The following is a 16,277-nucleotide window of genomic DNA, read 5'->3' as shown; positions in this document are numbered from 1 at the left end:
CTGCTCGCCTCCGGCTCGGTCGCCCTGCTCATCGCGTTCCTCCCGGCCGGGGGTCGCGCCCGGTCAGCGCCAGCAACCGGTCCTGCAGGGGCGCGTCGTCGGGCATCGGCACCGGCGGCGCGAACAGCCCGCTCGCACCCAGCATCTCGCGCTGTGGCTGCAGGTCCTCCCAGACGGCCGTCACCAGGTCGGGGTCGAGGGTCTCGTCGGCGCCGACGGCCCGCGCCAGATCCCAGGTGTGGATCGCGATGTCGCCCACCTGCTGTCGCAGATAGTCCCGCGCGGGGACCATCCCGTACGACAGGTGTACCTGTCTGTCCGGATCGGTGGACGCCCACGCGACGGACGCGTCGACCGCGTGCCGGTCCCACTCGGCCGACAGGTCGTCGCCGAGGGGGACGAGGTCGGCCTCCGCCTCGGCGATCGTCTTTCCGGCGAGGAGGGGCGGCACCCACCGTTGCTCGTCCACCACATGCCGGACCAGCGTGGCGACGTCCCATTCGGTGTCGGGGGTGGGGGCGGACCAGTCGGTGACCGCCGAGAGCCGGTTCTCGAAACCCTGCCGGGCGATGCGCTGCAATTCGAGCCAGTCGTACGACATGGATTCAGCGTAGGCGGGTGGTGGCGACGGCACCGGGTTTCCCGGACGTGCGCCGGATGCCGATGTTCGGAAGGATCGAGCAGGCGCGCCCGGCGCGCCTCCCGCTCGTCCGACATGCACTGGAGAATTCATGCCCGTCCCCACCGTCGCCCTCGCGCCCGGCCTGACCGTCAGTGCCCAGGGATACGGCGCGATGTCCGTCTCGCCCGCCTACGGCCCGGTCGACCTCGACGAGGCCCTCGCCACGCTGCATCACGCGGTCGATCTCGGCATCACGTTCGTCGACACCGCCGACGTCTACGGCGACGGCACCAGCGAGCGGGTCGTCGGGAAGCTGCTGAGGGATCGCGGCGACGAGGTGCAGGTGGCCACCAAATTCGGCCTGGTCGGCGCGCTGGGTACCGGCAACCGCGGTATCGACGGCCGCCCCGAATACGCGAAGCGGGCGATCGACCAGTCCCTGAGCCGGCTCGGGGTGGACAGCGTCGACCTGTACTACCTGCACCGCGTGGACCCGACCGTCCCGATCGAGGACACCGTCGGCGCCCTCGCCGAGCTGGTGCAGGCGGGCAAGATCCGGCACATCGGCCTGTCCGAGGCCACCGGCGACGAGTTGCGGCGCGCGCACGCCGTGCACCCGATCGCCGCGATCCAGTCCGAATGGAGCATCGTCTCCCGGGACGTCGAGAAGAACGTCGTGCCGACGGCCGCCGAGCTGGGCATCGGATTCGTGCCGTACTCCCCGGTCAGCCGGGGTCTGCTCACCGACGACTTCGACGCCGGACAGATCGGCGACCGGGATCTGCGCCGGCGTTTCCCCCGGTTCGACGCCGACGCGCTGCCTGCCAATCTGCAGGTGCGCGCCGCGGTGCGCGCGGTCGCGGACGAGGCGGAGGCGACCGTCGCCCAGGTGGCGCTGGCGTGGCTCGACGCCAGGGCGCGGCAGTTCGGGTTGTCGTCGGTCGCGATCCCGGGCAGCCGCTACGCCGTGCGTGTCACCGAGAACGCCGGGGCGCTCGACGTGCGGCTCACCGACGAGCAGCTCGTCCGGCTCGACGCCCTCGCCGACACCGTCGTGGGCGGGCGGGCCGCGGACCCGACCTGGGTGTCGTGGGGCCGGGAGTGACTACCGGCGGGTAGACGCCTCGCCGCGTAGGGTCGTTTCATCATGAAACGGGTGTGGTGGGTGTGGGGCGTGGGTGTCTTCGCCTATGTCGTGGCCGTCATGCATCGCACGTCGTTCGGCGTGTCCGGTCTCGCCGCCACCGAACGTTTCGACATCACTCCGGCCGTGCTGTCCGGATTCGTGGTCCTGCAGATCGTGGTGTACGCGAGCATGCAGATCCCGGCCGGGGTGTTGCTCGACCGGTTCGGTTCCCGGGTGATGATCGCCTCGGGTGCGGCGATCATGGCGTCGGCGCAGCTGGTGCTGGCGTTCACCGAATCCCTGCCCGCCGCCTATGCGGCCCGAGTCTTCGTCGGCGCGGGCGACGCGCTCACGTTCATCTCGGTGCTCCGACTGGTGCCGGTGTGGTTCGACGTGCGACGGGTGCCGCTGGTCTCCCAGCTCACGGGCATCCTCGGGCAGCTGGGACAGGTGCTCTCGGCGCTGCCCTTCGTGCTGATCCTGAACGGTTCGGGGTGGAGCGCGGCCTTCGCGAGCGCTGCCGCTCTGGGGGTGCTCGTGCGTGCTCGCCGTGGCCGTGGTGCGCGATGCACCGCCCGGCGTGGTCGTGCGGACCCAGGCTGCGGGGATGCGGCAGGGGCTCGGGCAGCTCGGGGTGGTGTGGCGCCGGCCGGGGACGCGGCTCGGGTTCTTCACCCACATGGGGACCCAGTTCTCCATCACCACGTTCGCGTTGTTGTGGGGCATGCCGTATCTCCAGTCGGCGCAGGGACTGTCCGCGGCCGCCGCCGGTTCGCTGCTCACCCTCTCCGTGGTGTCGGCGATCGCGGCCGGCCCGGTGCTCGGGATCCTCAGCGGCCGCTTCCCGCTGCACCGCTCGTGGCTGGTGCTGTCGATCATGGTGAGCAACGCGGTGATGTGGACGATCGTGCTGCTGTTGCCGGCGCCGGCCCCGATGTGGCTGCTCGTCCTGCTGATCGTGATCATCTCGGTCGGCGGGCCCGGGTCTATGATCGGATTCGACTATGCGCGGACATTCAACCCGAGCACCGCGCTCGGCACCGCCCAGGGCATGGTCAACATCGGCGGATTCCTGGCGTCCCTGCTGGTGATCCAGGCGATGGGGGTGATCCTGCAGCGTCTCGGTGGTTACACCTTCGAGGCGTTCCGGGTCGCCTGGCTGGCGCAGTATCCCGTGTGGATCGTGGCGATCGTCGGGGTGCTCGTCACCCGCGGCAAGGCTCGCCGCGAGGCGGGCGTATCGCCGCGGACGTTGCGGCAGGTGCTGCGCGACGGTCGTCGCGCGGGGCCGCCGGTGGAGTCGCCGACGCGCGTCGAGGAGGCTGGCGATGGCGGGGATCGGACCCGAGCGGACTGACAGCCCCCGACGGGATCCGGCCGGTGTCGGCAGGTCCGGCGGGTTCGCCCTGGAGGACTTGCGGACCAAGGTCGGAATCGTGCGGGACGAGTTCGTCGATCGTCACGGCTACGACCCCGTCGAACACGTCGAGTCGTGGACAGCCGCTGCCGCGCCGTCGGCCGGGCTCGCCGGAATCCGCATCACGTGCGGAGTGAACGCCGACGTGTACCGGCTGCGGGATCTGCTCGCCGTCCGGCGGGACGTGCGGGTGGTGGAGGCGCGGGACTACATCAGACGCGCGGGTCCCGACGGATACCGGGGTCTGTGCCTCGTCGTGGAGGTTCCGGTGGCACGGTCGGACGGCGTGCGCGCGGTGCGCGTCGAAGTGCAGATCCGCACCGGGATCATGGAATCGTGGGAGTTCGTGGCGACCCGGCTGCGCACCGGATTCGCCGATCACCTGCCGCCGGAGATGCTCGACGAGCTGGGCGCGGCAGCCGAGCGTGCCCGCGACCTCGACTCGCGGATCGGCGCCCTGCACCGGCGCATGGAGGACCGCATCGCCGGGTCGCAGCAGGAGGCGCCGCCGGCCTAGGCCCGGCCGTGCACTTGCGCGCGCAAAACCTTGTCGCGCGGGCATTTACGGGCGCATACAGCACCACCCCGCGCGGGGACGACGACGGCACGGACCCCCGCCGAGAACTCGACGGGGGTCCGCGGTGTGGGGCTCAGTTGTAGCTGTAGAAGCCCTGGCCGGTCTTGCGGCCGAGACGGCCGGCGTCGACCATGCGGCGCAGCAGCGCCGGCGGCGCGTAGTGCGGCTCGGCGAACTCGTCGTACAGCGACTGGGCGGCGTTGAGCGTGACGTCGAGGCCGACGGTGTCGATGAGGGTGAGCGGACCCATCGGGTAGCCGCAGCCGCCCTTCATCGCGGCGTCGATGTCTTCCTTCGTCGCATAGCCCGACTCGAGCATCCGCACGGCGGAGGTCAGGTACGGGATCAGCAGCGCGTTGACGATGAAGCCCGCGCGGTCGCCGGCGCGGACCGTCGTCTTGCCGAGGGTGTTCTTGACGTAGTCGAAGACGGCGTTCGCCGTCTCCTCCTCGGTGGTCAGCGCCGAGATGATCTCCACCAGCGGCATCACCGGCACCGGGTTGAAGAAGTGCACACCCACGACCTGACCCGGACGCGACGTCGCCTGGGCCATCTTGATCACCGGCAGCGACGAGGTGTTGGTCGCCAGGATGCCGGACGGCTTCACGACCGCGTCGAGCTTGGTGAAGATGTCGACCTTGAGCGACTCGATCTCGGGCGCCGCCTCGATGACGAGATCACGGTCGGCGAGATCGGTGACGTCGGTGGTGACGCGGACCCGCGCGACGGCGGCGTCGGCCTCCTCCTGCGTGATCTTGCCGCGGGCGACGCCCTTGCCGATCGAGCCGGCGACACGCTTGCGTGCCGCCTCGGCGAATTCCTCGCTGGTCTCGAGCACGATGACGTCGCTGCCGGCCTTGGCGCACACCTCGGCGATGCCGGCACCCATCGTGCCGCCACCGACCACGCCGATCAATTCCACTGCCACGGGGGATTCTCCTCGTTACGAAGGTTGGACCAGGGTGAACTTACTGCCGCGGGGTCAGCGCAGCAGCGCGCGGGACATGACGACCCGCTGGATCTGGTTGGTGCCCTCGTAGATCTGGGTGATCTTGGCGTCGCGCATCATGCGCTCGACCGGGAAGTCGGTGGTGTATCCGGCGCCGCCGAACAACTGCACGGCGTCGGTGGTGACCTCCATCGCGACGTCGGACGCGAAGCACTTGGCGGCGGAGGAGATGAAGCCGAGGTTCGGCTCGCCGCGCTCGGCGCGTGCCGCCGAGGTGTACACCATCAGGCGTGCGGCCTCGACCTTCATGGCCATGTCGGCGAGCATGAACTGCACGCCCTGGAAGTCGGAGATCGGCTTGCCGAACTGCTTGCGGTCCTTGGTGTAGGCGATCGCGGCGTCGAGCGCGCCCTGGGCCAGGCCCACGGCCTGCGCACCGATGGTGGGCCGGGTGTGGTCCAGCGTGGCGAGGGCGGTCTTGAAGCCGGTGCCGGGCTCGCCGATGATGCGGTCGCCGGGGATGCGGCAGTTCTCGAAGTACAGCTCGGCGGTCGGGGAGCCCTTGATGCCGAGCTTCTTCTCCTTGGGACCGACCACGAAGCCCTCGTCGTCCTTGTGGACCATGAAGGCGGAGATGCCGTTGGCGCCCTTGTCGGGGTCGGTCACGGCCATGACGGTGTACCAGCTGGACTTGCCGCCGTTGGTGATCCAGCACTTCGAGCCGTTGAGGATCCAGTCGTCGCCGTCGGCCTTGGCACGGGTACGCATGCCCGCGGCGTCGGAGCCGGCCTCCCGCTCGGACAGCGCGTACGACGCCATCTCGCCCTTGACCAGGTCGGGCAGGACCTTCTGCTTGAGCTCCTCGGAGCCGGACAGGATCAGGCCCATGGTGCCGAGCTTGTTCACGGCCGGGATCAGCGAGGACGAACCGCAGACGCGCGCGACCTCCTCGATGACGATGCAGGTGGCGACGGAGTCGGCGCCGTCGCCGCCGTACTCCGTGGGGACGTGGATCGCGTTCAGGCCGGACTTGTTGAGGGCGTCGAGCGCCTCCTGCGGGAAGCGGGAGTTCTCGTCGACGTCCTTGGCGAAGGGCGCGATCTCCTTCTCGGCCAGCGCGCGGATCGCGGCGCGAAGCTCGTCGTGCTCCTCGTTCAGCTTGAACAGACCGAACTCCGGGTTGAAGGCCATGACGGCGGACTCCTATCGGCACGCAGTGCCAGTATCTGAGTTGGTGTCGCCTTCACCCTAGCGGACGTAGGGCGCGCGACGTCATGAAATTGCATCAAGTGAAGCACGGCACTCAGTGCCAAGTCAATGGCTGTGCTGGTCGGTTGTCCCCCGCGACGTCAGTCCGGTGTCCCCTCGAGCTGCGCCTGCACCCGACGGGCGACCTCCGCAGGCGGGGTACCCGGCGGATAGGTCACGACCGTGATCGCCCGCTCGCCGGTGGCGTGCGCGGCATCGGGGGCCCCGCCCTGTCCCGGTGCGACACCGAACGACCGTCGCACCTCGAGCAGCGCGCGGCGCAGTTCCTCCGCCGTCGCGGACTCGTCGCCGCGGATCATCGCGCGCAGCAGGAAGTTGTGCGTCGCGGTCATCGCGGCCGCGAAGCTGACGATCCGCACCCCCGACTCCGACGGCACGGCGGAACGCAGGTAGTCGGTGAACAGCCGCTCGTAGCGGTACGTCGTGACCAGCTCCCGCTCACGCAGCGCGGGCACCCGCTGCACCACCCGGTACCGCCACACCGCAAGCTCCCGCTTGTCCCGGAAGTGCCCGAACACCAGCTCCGCGGCCTCGGCGGTGGCCGCCCACGGATCCGCGAAATGCCCCGACAGGTACCGCGCGACCTGCTCGAGCAGCGACTCGTGATCGGCGAAGATCACGTCCTCCTTCGAGCGGAACTGCCGGAAGAAGGTCCGGCGCGAGACCCCCGCGGCCGACGCGATCTGCTCGACGGTGGTCGACTCGTAGCCGTACTCGGAGAACAGGCGGATCGCCTGCGTCACCACGTGCACCCGGAACTGGGCGGGATCGGGGCCGGTCGCGTCGATGCGGCGGGTGGAGTCGGGACCGAGTGCCATGGTTGTCAGTATCCAATCCGCCGCATCGAAGTCGAAACGGCCGCGCCGCCGATCCTTGCGCCGCGGCCGGCCTCAGGCCTGCGGCGAGTGCGCGGCCCGCAGCTCGAACTTGAGGATCTTGCCGGTCGGCGTGCGCGGCAGATCCAGCGGGAACACGATCTCCCGCGGCACCTTGTACCCGGCGAGCAACGTGCGGGTGTAGGAGATGAGTTCCTCGGCCGTGACGGTCTCGTCCTTCTTCAGGATCACGAACGCCTTGGGCCGCTCGCCCCACTTCTCGTCGGGCACGCCCACCACCGCGACGTCCAGCACGGCCGGGTGGCTCACGATGGCCTGCTCGACCTCCACGGTGGAGATGTTCTCGCCCCCGGAGATGATGATGTCCTTCGCGCGGTCCTTGAGCTGGATGTAGCCGTCCGGGTACATCACGCCCAGGTCGCCGGTGTGGAACCAGCCGCCCTCGAACGCCTTCGCCGTGGCTTCCGGATCCTTGAAGTAGCCCGCCATGACGTTGTTGCCGCGCAGCACGATCTCGCCCATCGTCTGCCCGTCGGCGGGCACGTCGTTCATGTTCGCGTCGACGACCCGCGCGTTCTCCGCCTGCAGCATGCCCACGCCCTGACGCGACAGCAGCGCCGCGCGTTCCTCGGCGGGCTTGTCGTCCCACGAGTCCTGGTACTCGCAGATCGTGTACGGCCCGTAGACCTCGGTCAGGCCGTACACGTGCACCACGGTCACACCGATCTTCTCGAGCTGTGCGATCACCGTCGGCGACGGCGGCGCGCCCGCCGTGGTGATCCGCAGCGGCCGGTCCAACCGGTGGGCCTGCGGGGCTTCGGCGATGGTCGAGCACACCGCCGGAGCGCCGCACAGGTTGGTGACCCCGAGGTTGTCGATTGCGTCCCAGATGGCGTCGGCCCGCACGGCGCGCAGGCAGATGTGTGTACCGCCCGCCGCCGTCACCGCCCACGGCGTGCACCACCCGTTGCAGTGGAACATCGGCAGGGTCCACAGGTACTGCGTCTTCCCGTCGAACGCGTTGTGGAACGTCTCGCCGAAGGAATTGAGATACGCGCCGCGATGCGTGTACATCACGCCCTTCGGCTTGCCGGTGGTGCCCGACGTGTAGTTCAGGGTGATGACCTGTTCCTCGTCGTCGACGCCCCAGTGCAGCGGGGTGTCGTCGAGGCCGTCGGCGGCGGCGAGGAACTCGTCGTACCGGGCGGTGACGATCCCGGCCGGAACGTCCGGGTACGGAACCGTCGAATCCGGCACCTCCACGACCTCGGTCAGCGACGGCACGCTGTCCGCGACGCCCGCGACCGAGCCGACGAACTCCGAGTCGACGAACAGCAGCGACGCTTCGGCGTGACCGAGGATGTACTCGAGCTCGGGTCCGGCCAGCCGGGAGTTCAGCGCGATGAGCACGCCACCGGCGAGCGGCACCGCGAAGTGCGCGATGAGAAGTTCCGGCACGTTCGGCGCCAGGAACGCCACCCGGTCGCCGGGCTGGATGCGGCTGCGCAGAACCCGTGCGAAGCGCTGTGCCTCGTCGGCGAACTGCGCGTACGTGTAGCGGCGGTCGCCGTGGATGATCGCGGTGCGATCCGGGAACACGGACGACGATCGTTCGAGGAACCGCAGCGGGCTGAGCGGGGTGTGGTTCGCCGTTCGGGCGGCGGAGCTGGACGTGAGGGTGGACGACGGGGTGGACACGGATACCTCCGGAACTTCGGCACTCGGTCGGTGTACGCCATTGTGATCGCTGCAACACCGGAACGGGTGGAGGTTATGGGTCACGGGAGATCCCCCGCTACCCTCCGAAGTGGGTATTCGTGGTCTCGGAGGTGGTTCCGGTGAGTTCTGTGTCGGAGAAGCTCGGGACGTCGACTGCTGCGCCGACGCGGCCGGGCCGGCACGCGCAGCTGCGGCCGAGCGACGAGGACGCGCTGCGCGCCGAGCTGCGCCGGCTGCAGACCTCCACGGGGATGCCCGTGCTGTTCGGCGGCACCGTGCACGGCGGGGACATGCTCCTGTCCGGGTTCGTCGGCACGCGCAGCGGCATCCTCCGCGACCTGGTGATCAGCTCCGAGTGCGGGCTCGGCGGCAAGGTGGTCGCCGAGCAGCGGCCCGGCGCGGTGTCGGACTACTTCAACTCCCGCCAGATCTCCCACGAGTACGACCGTGAGGTCGCGGGTGAGGGCATCGAGTCGCTGCTCGCCGTGCCGGTGGTGGTGCGCCGCCGCACCCGCGCCGCCCTGTACGGCGGCCTGCGCACCAACCTGCCCATCGGCGACGTCGTCGTCGAGCAGGTGCTGCGGTCGGCCCGCACCCTCGCCCGCGAAATCGAGATCCGTGACGAGGTGGACCGGCGGGTCGCCCTCCTCGACAACGCCCGCGCCGCGGCCCCGCCGGTCGTGTCCGCGGCGGTGTCGGAGGGCATCACCGAGAGCTACCTGGCCCTGCGGGAGATCGCGGCACAGACGTCCGACCCGGCGATCGAAGCGCGCCTGCGGGAGGTCGAGGAGAAGCTGCGGACGCTGACCGGTGGGAACGCGGCACCGGCGGTGCGGCTGTCGGCGCGGGAGCGGGACGTGCTGGCGTACGTGGCGCTCGGGTGCCGCAACGCCGAGATCGCCGAGCGGCTGGCGCTGAGCGTGGAGACCGTCAAGAGCTACATGCGCAACCTGATGGGCAAGCTCGAGGTGGGCAGCCGGCACGAGGCCGTCGTCGAGGCCCGCCGGCAGGGCCTGCTGCCCTAGCGAAGCTTTGTCGCAGCCCACCTGCGTAGCGGACCGAGTCGGATTCCCGGCTCGGCGCCAGCCGGTAGCGGTGGGCAGCACCGGTATCGGATGAGCTTCTTCAACAGATCTTCACGGGATTTCGTGCCCGACTACAGAAGTGGACACCTACGGTGGGTGAACCCGCCGCAACCGCGGTCGGAGAAGGCGCCGGTGGCGCGCGCATGCCTCCGAGGTGAGAGATGTCTGCACCCGAAGCTGGTTCTGCGGAATCCGTAGGTGGATCGGGTGGTTCGACCCAGGCCCCGCTGCTGACGGCAGAGGGGGTCGAGAAGAGTTTCGGTCGTGGCTGGTGGCCGCGGCGGCACCGCACCGCGGTGCTGCGCGGGGCGGAACTGGAGTTGCACCCCGGCGAGGTGGTGGGGTTGGTGGGGGAGAACGGCTCGGGCAAATCGACGCTGATGAAGATTCTCGTCGGGGATCTGCGGGCCGATGCCGGCAGTGTGCGTCGTCCGCGGCGACTGGGCTATTGCCCGCAGCAGCCGGTGGTCTACGACCGGCTCACCTGCGACGAGCACTTCGAGTTGTTCGGACGGGCGTACCGGATGAGTCCGGAGGCCGCGCACCTCTCCCGCGGCCGCCTGTACACCGCGTTGGGGTTCGACCGCTACGCCGGTACCCGTGCCGACCGGTTGTCCGGCGGGACGCTGGCGAAACTGAACCTGGGGCTGGCGCTGCTGGCCGATCCGGAGGTGTTGTTGCTGGACGAGCCGTATGCCGGGTTCGACTGGGACACCTATCTGCGGTTCTGGGAGATCGTGGCGCAGCGTCAGCAGGCGGGTCGCTCGGTGCTGATCATCAGTCATTTCGTGGCGGACGAGCAACGGTTCGATCGCATCGTCGATCTGCGGGAGGGGCGGACGGTGCCGCGATGATCCTCACCCCCACCGCGCGGTCCGCGGTCGACGATGTCCGGGCGCTGAGCGGCCGGTTCCTGGCCGACTACGCCCGCAACCCGGTGAATCTGCTGGTGCTGGTGGTTGTGCCGGTGGTGTTCGTGATCGTTGCGGCCGGCGCGATGGCCGATGCGGCCCGGCTGCTCGGGGGTGCGAGCGGCCCGGCGGTGGAAACGGCGACGGCCGGGTGGGCGGCGGGTTTCCTGGCCGGGATCGCGATGTACTTCCAGATCAATGCCGCCCGCGCGGCGGACCGTCGACTGGTGTCGGCGGGCCTGACGGCACGGCGGCTGGTGCTGGCCCGGCTCGGTACCGGAGTGGTGTTGGCGGTGCTGGTCTCGGCGGTGGCGTTGCTGGCGCTGGCGGTGCGGGTCGGAATCGATGCTCCGGTGCGGGTGACGGTGGGCACGATGATGTTCGCGGTGATCTATCTGGCCATCGGGGCGATGGTCGGGGCACTGGTGCGCAACCCGGTCAACGGCACCGTGCTGATCCTGTTCGTTTGGATCGTCGACGTGTTCTTCGGGCCGGCGATCGGCTCGGCGCAGCGGGTGGCCACCCGCGGATTTCCCACCCACTTCGTGACGCTGTGGATGGTGGATGTGCCTTCCCGACACGGCGGGAAGGTCGGGGACCTGGGATGGGCACTGGTGTGGATGGCCGGGGCGCTGCTGCTCGGGGCGATGGTGGTCACCGCCACCGTCGGGGGATTGCACGGGCACCGCAAGCGCACCGGCCGGGGTGGGCGGGCGGACCGGTTCTCGGTCGGTCTGACCATGGGATTGCGGGACTGGCGCCGCAATCCGGTGCTGTGGGTGCTGCTGGTGGTGGTGCCGATCGTGTTCATCGCCTTGTCGAAGGCGATGACCGTCCCCGAGTTCGGAATGTTCTCCCTGGTCGAGGACGGACAGGCGGTGACGGAGGTGTTCTGGCTGCCGGACGTGCATGCCGGGACCATGACTCCGATCGCGATTGCGTCGCTGTCGGCGCTGGCCGGGTTGTTCGTGGTGCTCGATGCGCGCAGCGGTGATCGGCGACTGTCGCTGGCCGGCTTCGGCGCCGGGGTGCTGCTGGCGGTCCGGTTGACGGTGATCGCGGTGGCGGCGATGGTGGTGACCGCCTCGTCGTTGCTGGTCACCGCCGCGGTGTTCGATGCCCGTCAGTGGGGCCTGTACGCGGCCGGGAATCTACTGCTGGCATGGACCTACGGGCTGGTGGGCGTGTGCCTCGGGCCGCTGTTCGGGCGGGTCGGCGGCGTGTTCATCGCGTTCTTGGTGCCCTTCCTGGATCTGGGGATCGGGCAGAGTCCGATGCTTCGTCCGCAGCCGCCGCAGTGGGCGCAGCTGCTGCCCGGCTACGGCGCGACCCGGATGATCCTCGACGGCGGGCTGACCGACAGCTTCGACACCGCCGGCCCGCTGCTGGCCGCGTTGGGGTGGCTGGTCGGGCTCACCGCGGTGGCGGCCTGGTTGTTCCGCCGGGCCCCGGCAAGCACACCGCGGCCCGGCGCCGGGCTCTGAACCACCCGGCAGGTCAGTAGCTGGCAACGGTGAGCAGCGCGACCGTGTCGGCGACGGCGTCGATCCGGTGCCGGGTGCGGGGCAGGGCGATCAGGTCCCCGCCGCGCCCGTCCCAGCTCGCCTGGTCGGCGACGACCCGCAACCGCCCGCGCAGGATGTACACCGTTGCCTCACCGGGACCGACGTGCTCGGCCGTGGACTGCCCGGCCTGCAACACCATCAGAGTCTGCCGCAGCACATGGTCGTGCCCACCGTAAACGGTTTCGGCACTTCGACCGCTGGATGCGGTGGCGGCATGCGCGGCCAGGTGCCGGGCGAGCGCGTCGAGCGAGAGCTTCCTCATCGCCGCCCCCGTCCGCTGGTGCCGGCCTGCGCGGTACCGCGGGCAGGGATGGTGCGCGCGGTGCTGCGGGCACCTGCGGCGGCGGTGGCGGGCAGGCGCACGGTGAATCGGGCGCCGGTTCCGGGTCCGCCGCTGGAGGCGGTCAGCGTACCGCCGTGGGCCTCGACCAGGGCGCGGGCGATGGTCAACCCGATGCCGCTGCCCCCTTCTTGCCGGCGACGGGAGGGGTCGGCACGGTAGAACCGGTCGAACAGGTGTCTCAGGTGTTCGGGGGCGATGCCGTCGCCGGTGTCTGTAACGGTGATCTCGACGTCGCTGTCGACGGTGGTGGCGGCGAGGGTGACCGTGCCCCCGGTCGGCGTGTGCCGCAGGGCGTTGTCGAGCAGATTGCCCAGCACCTGCCCGATCCGATCCGGGTCGGCCGTGACCGCGTCGGGGTGCTCGACGTCTTCGACAAGCGCAACGCCCTTGGCGGCGTAGCGGTCGGCGGCGACGCGGACGGCGGCGTCGACGAGGGAGCGGGTGTCGGTGCGCGCGGGCGTGACGGACAGCCGGCCTTCTTCGGCACGGGAGACGGCGCCCATGTCCTCGGCAAGCCGTCCGAGCCGGGCAGTGCTCGACCGTAGGACCGCGAGGGTCTCGGCGTCGGGAACCCGGATGCCGTCTTCGAGGGCCTCGATGTGGGCATCGAGTGTGGCCAGCGGGGTGCGCATCTCGTGCGCGAGATCCGAGAGCATGCGCCGCCGGGTGGTTTCCACCGAGTCCAGCCGATCGGCGAGCTTGTTGAATGTTTCGGCGAGCTGGTCGAACTCGTGGCCGAGACCGGGGCCGGGCAGACGCACGTCGTAGTGGCCGCCGGCGATCTCGGTGGCCGAGGTGGCCACGCCGGTGACCGAGCGCTGCACCCTGCGGGTGAAATACCAGCTCACCGCCAGCGCCATCAGCGCCGAGACCACCAGCGCGATGGCCAACGAGATGATCATCGCCGAAGTGAACGCCTCCTCGACGTGCGCCGCCTCGGTCGAGACGTGCTCGATACCGGCCTGCTGGAGGTGATTGTGGAACAGTCCCGGGGCGACGGCGGCGGCCACCAGCCAGGCGCTGATTGCGCCGCCGACGACGACGATCGCTTGCGCGGCCAGTAGTCGGCTGCCGAAGCCTGCACTGCGACGCCCGGACCTCCGTCCTGCGGCCGCGGGTGGGGTCGTCATTGCCCGGCTCCCATGCGGTATCCGACCCCACGCACGGTGCGGACGAACACCCCGCGGGTGGCGTCGTCACCGAGCTTGCGACGCAGATGCCCGATGTGCACGTCGACCAGGTGTTCGTCACCGACCCAGCTCGGCCCCCACACCGCGGTGATGAGCTGCGCCCGGGTGAACACGACGTGGGGGTGCGCCGACAGCGCAGCGAGGATGTCGAATTCGGTGCGGGTCAATGCGATCGGGACGCCGTCGACCCACACCTCGCGTCCGGCGGCATCGAGGGTCAATGATCCGAAGGTACGGCGGCCGGTGTCGGCGCCGGACGACGCAGACGCAATGCTGTCGCCGGTCGAGGGCCGGGGGCGACGCAGCATTGCCTGGATGCGGGCGATGAGTTCGCGGGGGCTGAAGGGTTTGGTCATGTAGTCGTCGGCGCCGACCGAGAGCCCCACGAGGGTGTCGATCTCGTCGGCGCGGGCGGTGAGCATCACGACATAGGCATCGGAGAACGTGCGCAGCTGCCGGCACACCTCGATCCCGTCCAGACGCGGCAACCCCAGATCGAGCACCACGACATCCGGATCGACCTGGCGGGCACGCTCGACGGCAGCGAGCCCGTCGTGTACGAGCGTGATCTCGAAGCCGGCGCGTTCGAGGTAGGTGCCTACCACCGTGGCCAGCGCCATTTCGTCTTCGACGACCAGCGCCCGCAGACCGGTCGGGGGGCCCGGTGCGGTCGCGGCGGGTACAGGGACGAGCTGATCGGAACCGGAGGCCATGGTCCTATCGTGGCCGTCGCAGCAGGCTGGTGGCGACGTTCTTCAGCGAACCTTCATCGAACCCCCACCCCCGGCGTCGGGTAACGCACCCAGACTCGGATGCGAGACTTTCGAGAAGGGAGCAGCCGTGATGTGGGGTACGGGTGCGATGGGCTGGGCCGGCTGGATGGTCATGGGGCTGGTGATGATCGGTTTCTGGGCCCTGGTGGTCTTCGGCATCGCCGCAGTGTTCCGCACCGGTAAGCCACCGCGCCCGACATCGGGGGATCCACTGCGCGTCCTCGACGACCGGTTCGCCCGGGGCGAGATCGACGCCGAGGAGTACCGGGCCCGGCGTCGGGCCCTGCGTCCCCAACCGTGAGTGGCGCCGACCCCGTGTCGTGCGTTGTCGTCGCCAGTCGATCCAGGAGATCGTGTGATGCAGATGTCCCGCCGTTCGTTTCTGCTCGGTGCGTCCGCAGCCGCCGGGGCGATGGCCCTCGGTGGGCTGACCGGCTGCGCCCGCCCCGGTGTGGCGGGAGATCCGGTCGGGCCGAGTGCCGAGGTGGTGCGCCGGCTCGAGGCCCAGCGCCGTACCGCAGGGCAGACGGTGGTCGCCGCGCAGGTGACAGCGCGGCCGGTGCAGGTCGAACTCGGCGGTGCGGTGGTGTCGACCTGGGGATACGGTGACTCGTTGCCCGGTCCGCTGCTGCGAGCCGGAGCCGGAGATCTGCTGCGAGTGCAGGTCGACAATCGGCTCGACGTCGACACCAGCATCCACTTCCACGGCATCGCGATGAGCAACGACATGGACGGGGTCCCGGGACTCACGCAGCAGCCCATCACGGCCGGGGAGTCGTTCACGTACGAATTCACCGCCCCGCACCCAGGCACCTACTTCTACCACTCGCACAGCGGGCTGCAACTCGACCGCGGACTGTACGGAGTGGTGGTGATCGACGATCCGGCCGAGCCAGGCGGTTACGACGACGAATGGGTCGTCGTGCTCGACGACTGGGTCGACGGCACCGGTCGAACCCCCGAGGATGTCGCCCGCGAGCTCGGCATGCCGGCCCCCGGCCGGCCCGCCCCCCGCACGGGTGGGATGGGCTCGATGATGGACCACGGCGCGATGGGCGACATGGGCTCGATGATGGGTGCAGAGAGCATGCGCTCGGACCTGCTCGGCGGCGCCGGCGATGTGAACTACCCGTACTACCTGCTCAACGGCCGCACCCCTGTCGACCCGGTGACCTTGACCGCCGCGCCGGGACAGCGGGTGCGGATCCGGCTGGTCAATGCCGCCTCGGACACCGCCTTTCGCGTCGGGCTCGGCGGACATGCGATGACCGTCACCCACAGCGACGCCTTTCCTGTGACACCGGTCGACACCGACGCGGTGTTGCTCGGCATGGGCGAACGGTTGGATGTGCTGGTCACCCTCGCCGACGGGGTGTTCCCGCTCTTCGCCGACGCCGAAGGCAAACCCGGTCATGCGGTGGCCGTTGTGCGCACCGCCGCCGGGACAGCCACCACCGATACCCGGCCCGACGAGCTGGATCGACTGGTGCTGCTCGGTACCGACCTGTCCCCGGCCGAGCAGGTTCGCCTGCCCCGACGCTCCCACGACAACTACCTGAGCGTCGACATGGGCGGCACGATGATGCCGTACCGGTGGATGCTCAACGGCGCCACCTTCCCCGACGCCGCGCCGCTGACCGTCGCCGAGGGACAACGGGTGCGGATGCGGCTGCGGAACATGTCCGACATGTTCCATCCGATGCACCTGCACGGCCACACCTTCGCCCTGGTCGACGGCGGAGCCCGCAAGGACACCGTGACGGTGCGCCCGATGCAGACCGTGGAGATCGAGTTCGACGCCGACAACCCCGGCCAGTGGGCCCTGCACTGCCACAACGCCTACCACCAGGAAGCCGGGATGATGACGACCCTGTCCTACCGCGCCTGAAGAAGCG

General features: G+C 69.9%; 15 protein-coding genes and 1 pseudogene. 8 read left to right on the top strand and 8 right to left on the bottom strand.

Annotated elements, in window-relative coordinates:
• Window positions 1-28 precede the first annotated feature (28 nt).
• Window positions 29-601 carry a TIGR03086 family metal-binding protein gene (locus OEY_RS0109730; RefSeq protein ID WP_010593696.1) on the bottom strand — a complete coding sequence of 191 codons (573 nt, stop codon included), beginning with the start codon at window positions 599-601 and terminating at the stop codon, window positions 29-31.
• A 130-nt stretch (window positions 602-731) separates the two neighbouring features.
• Between OEY_RS0109730 and OEY_RS0109725 the strand changes: the two genes are divergently transcribed.
• The 3 genes and pseudogenes from OEY_RS0109725 to OEY_RS0109715 all read left to right on the top strand — a co-directional run bounded on the left by OEY_RS0109725 (window position 732) and on the right by OEY_RS0109715 (window position 3,682).
• Complete coding sequence (locus OEY_RS0109725) at window positions 732-1,727, top strand: aldo/keto reductase (protein ID WP_010593695.1); 996 nt, start codon at window positions 732-734, stop codon at window positions 1,725-1,727.
• Between the two features lie 42 nt (window positions 1,728-1,769).
• Window positions 1,770-3,105: pseudogene (locus OEY_RS28245) on the top strand (MFS transporter).
• On the top strand, window positions 3,077-3,682 hold the full coding sequence (locus tag OEY_RS0109715; RefSeq protein WP_010593693.1) for a GTP pyrophosphokinase: 606 nt from the start codon (window positions 3,077-3,079) through the stop codon (window positions 3,680-3,682). Before OEY_RS28245 ends, OEY_RS0109715 begins: the two are co-directional and overlap by 29 nt.
• 133 nt (window positions 3,683-3,815) lie before the next feature.
• Here OEY_RS0109715 and OEY_RS0109710 read toward each other — a convergent pair whose 3' ends face one another.
• From OEY_RS0109710 to OEY_RS0109695, 4 genes are all read right to left on the bottom strand, one after another.
• A complete protein-coding gene (locus OEY_RS0109710) occupies window positions 3,816-4,664 on the bottom strand; it encodes a 3-hydroxybutyryl-CoA dehydrogenase (RefSeq protein ID WP_010593692.1) in 849 nt (282 codons plus the stop codon).
• Window positions 4,665-4,724: 60 nt separating this feature from the next.
• On the bottom strand, window positions 4,725-5,882 hold the full coding sequence (locus tag OEY_RS0109705; RefSeq protein WP_010593691.1) for an acyl-CoA dehydrogenase: 1,158 nt from the start codon (window positions 5,880-5,882) through the stop codon (window positions 4,725-4,727).
• 158 nt (window positions 5,883-6,040) lie between these two features.
• Window positions 6,041-6,778 (bottom strand): TetR family transcriptional regulator, encoded by a 738-nt coding sequence (locus tag OEY_RS0109700; protein WP_010593690.1) that lies wholly within the window; start codon window positions 6,776-6,778, stop codon window positions 6,041-6,043.
• A 72-nt stretch (window positions 6,779-6,850) separates the two neighbouring features.
• Entirely contained in the window at window positions 6,851-8,494 is a 1,644-nt protein-coding gene (locus OEY_RS0109695; RefSeq protein ID WP_010593689.1) for an acyl--CoA ligase family protein, read from the bottom strand.
• A 149-nt stretch (window positions 8,495-8,643) separates the two neighbouring features.
• Here OEY_RS0109695 and OEY_RS0109690 point away from each other — a divergent pair, with 149 nt between their 5' ends.
• The 3 genes from OEY_RS0109690 (at window position 8,644) to OEY_RS0109680 (ending at window position 11,995) form a co-directional block, all read left to right on the top strand.
• Window positions 8,644-9,540: a helix-turn-helix transcriptional regulator gene (locus OEY_RS0109690; protein WP_010593688.1), complete on the top strand. Its 897-nt coding sequence runs from the start codon at window positions 8,644-8,646 to the stop codon at window positions 9,538-9,540.
• A 221-nt stretch (window positions 9,541-9,761) separates the two neighbouring features.
• Window positions 9,762-10,454: an ATP-binding cassette domain-containing protein gene (locus OEY_RS0109685; RefSeq protein WP_228287123.1), complete on the top strand. Its 693-nt coding sequence runs from the start codon at window positions 9,762-9,764 to the stop codon at window positions 10,452-10,454.
• Entirely contained in the window at window positions 10,451-11,995 is a 1,545-nt protein-coding gene (locus OEY_RS0109680; protein WP_010593686.1) for an ABC transporter permease, read from the top strand. The genes OEY_RS0109685 and OEY_RS0109680 overlap by 4 nt, the downstream gene beginning before the upstream one ends.
• A 13-nt stretch (window positions 11,996-12,008) precedes the next feature.
• Here OEY_RS0109680 and OEY_RS0109675 read toward each other — a convergent pair whose 3' ends face one another.
• Genes OEY_RS0109675 through OEY_RS0109665 form a run of 3 tightly spaced genes read right to left on the bottom strand, consistent with a single transcriptional unit; the run spans window position 12,009 to window position 14,247 of the window.
• Window positions 12,009-12,338, bottom strand: coding sequence for a cupin domain-containing protein (locus tag OEY_RS0109675; RefSeq protein WP_010593685.1), 330 nt, complete (start codon window positions 12,336-12,338; stop codon window positions 12,009-12,011).
• Complete coding sequence (locus OEY_RS0109670; RefSeq protein ID WP_010593684.1) at window positions 12,335-13,549, bottom strand: sensor histidine kinase; 1,215 nt, start codon at window positions 13,547-13,549, stop codon at window positions 12,335-12,337. Before OEY_RS0109670 ends, OEY_RS0109675 begins: the two co-directional genes overlap by 4 nt.
• The gene (locus tag OEY_RS0109665; RefSeq protein ID WP_026137774.1) at window positions 13,546-14,247 is read right to left on the bottom strand and encodes a response regulator transcription factor; all 702 of its coding nucleotides are present in this window, start codon (window positions 14,245-14,247) and stop codon (window positions 13,546-13,548) included. Before OEY_RS0109665 ends, OEY_RS0109670 begins: the two co-directional genes overlap by 4 nt.
• A 205-nt stretch (window positions 14,248-14,452) precedes the next feature.
• Between OEY_RS0109665 and OEY_RS0109660 the strand changes: the two genes are divergently transcribed.
• Both OEY_RS0109660 and OEY_RS0109655 read left to right on the top strand, forming a co-directional pair.
• Window positions 14,453-14,683, top strand: a complete 231-nt coding sequence (locus tag OEY_RS0109660; protein ID WP_010593682.1) for an SHOCT domain-containing protein — start codon at window positions 14,453-14,455, stop codon at window positions 14,681-14,683.
• 57 nt (window positions 14,684-14,740) lie between these two features.
• Window positions 14,741-16,270 (top strand): multicopper oxidase family protein, encoded by a 1,530-nt coding sequence (locus tag OEY_RS0109655; RefSeq protein ID WP_010593681.1) that lies wholly within the window; start codon window positions 14,741-14,743, stop codon window positions 16,268-16,270.
• Window positions 16,271-16,277 lie beyond the last annotated feature (7 nt).

Source organism: Rhodococcus sp. P14 (assembly GCF_000256505.1).
Taxonomy (GTDB): Bacteria; Actinomycetota; Actinomycetes; order Mycobacteriales; family Mycobacteriaceae; genus Rhodococcus; species Rhodococcus ruber.
This window is presented reverse-complemented; position numbering and strand designations above follow the sequence as displayed.

Coding starts and splice junctions, on each gene's coding strand:
- OEY_RS0109730 (WP_010593696.1), bottom strand. CDS start 601: ATGTCGTACGACTGGCTCGAATTGCAGCGCATCGCCCGGCAGGGTTTC.
- OEY_RS0109725 (WP_010593695.1), top strand. CDS start 732: ATGCCCGTCCCCACCGTCGCCCTCGCGCCCGGCCTGACCGTCAGTGCC.
- OEY_RS0109715 (WP_010593693.1), top strand. CDS start 3,077: ATGGCGGGGATCGGACCCGAGCGGACTGACAGCCCCCGACGGGATCCG.
- OEY_RS0109705 (WP_010593691.1), bottom strand. CDS start 5,882: ATGGCCTTCAACCCGGAGTTCGGTCTGTTCAAGCTGAACGAGGAGCAC.
- OEY_RS0109700 (WP_010593690.1), bottom strand. CDS start 6,778: ATGGCACTCGGTCCCGACTCCACCCGCCGCATCGACGCGACCGGCCCC.
- OEY_RS0109685 (WP_228287123.1), top strand. CDS start 9,762: ATGTCTGCACCCGAAGCTGGTTCTGCGGAATCCGTAGGTGGATCGGGT.
- OEY_RS0109680 (WP_010593686.1), top strand. CDS start 10,451: ATGATCCTCACCCCCACCGCGCGGTCCGCGGTCGACGATGTCCGGGCG.
- OEY_RS0109675 (WP_010593685.1), bottom strand. CDS start 12,338: ATGAGGAAGCTCTCGCTCGACGCGCTCGCCCGGCACCTGGCCGCGCAT.
- OEY_RS0109670 (WP_010593684.1), bottom strand. CDS start 13,549: ATGACGACCCCACCCGCGGCCGCAGGACGGAGGTCCGGGCGTCGCAGT.
- OEY_RS0109660 (WP_010593682.1), top strand. CDS start 14,453: ATGTGGGGTACGGGTGCGATGGGCTGGGCCGGCTGGATGGTCATGGGG.
- OEY_RS0109655 (WP_010593681.1), top strand. CDS start 14,741: ATGCAGATGTCCCGCCGTTCGTTTCTGCTCGGTGCGTCCGCAGCCGCC.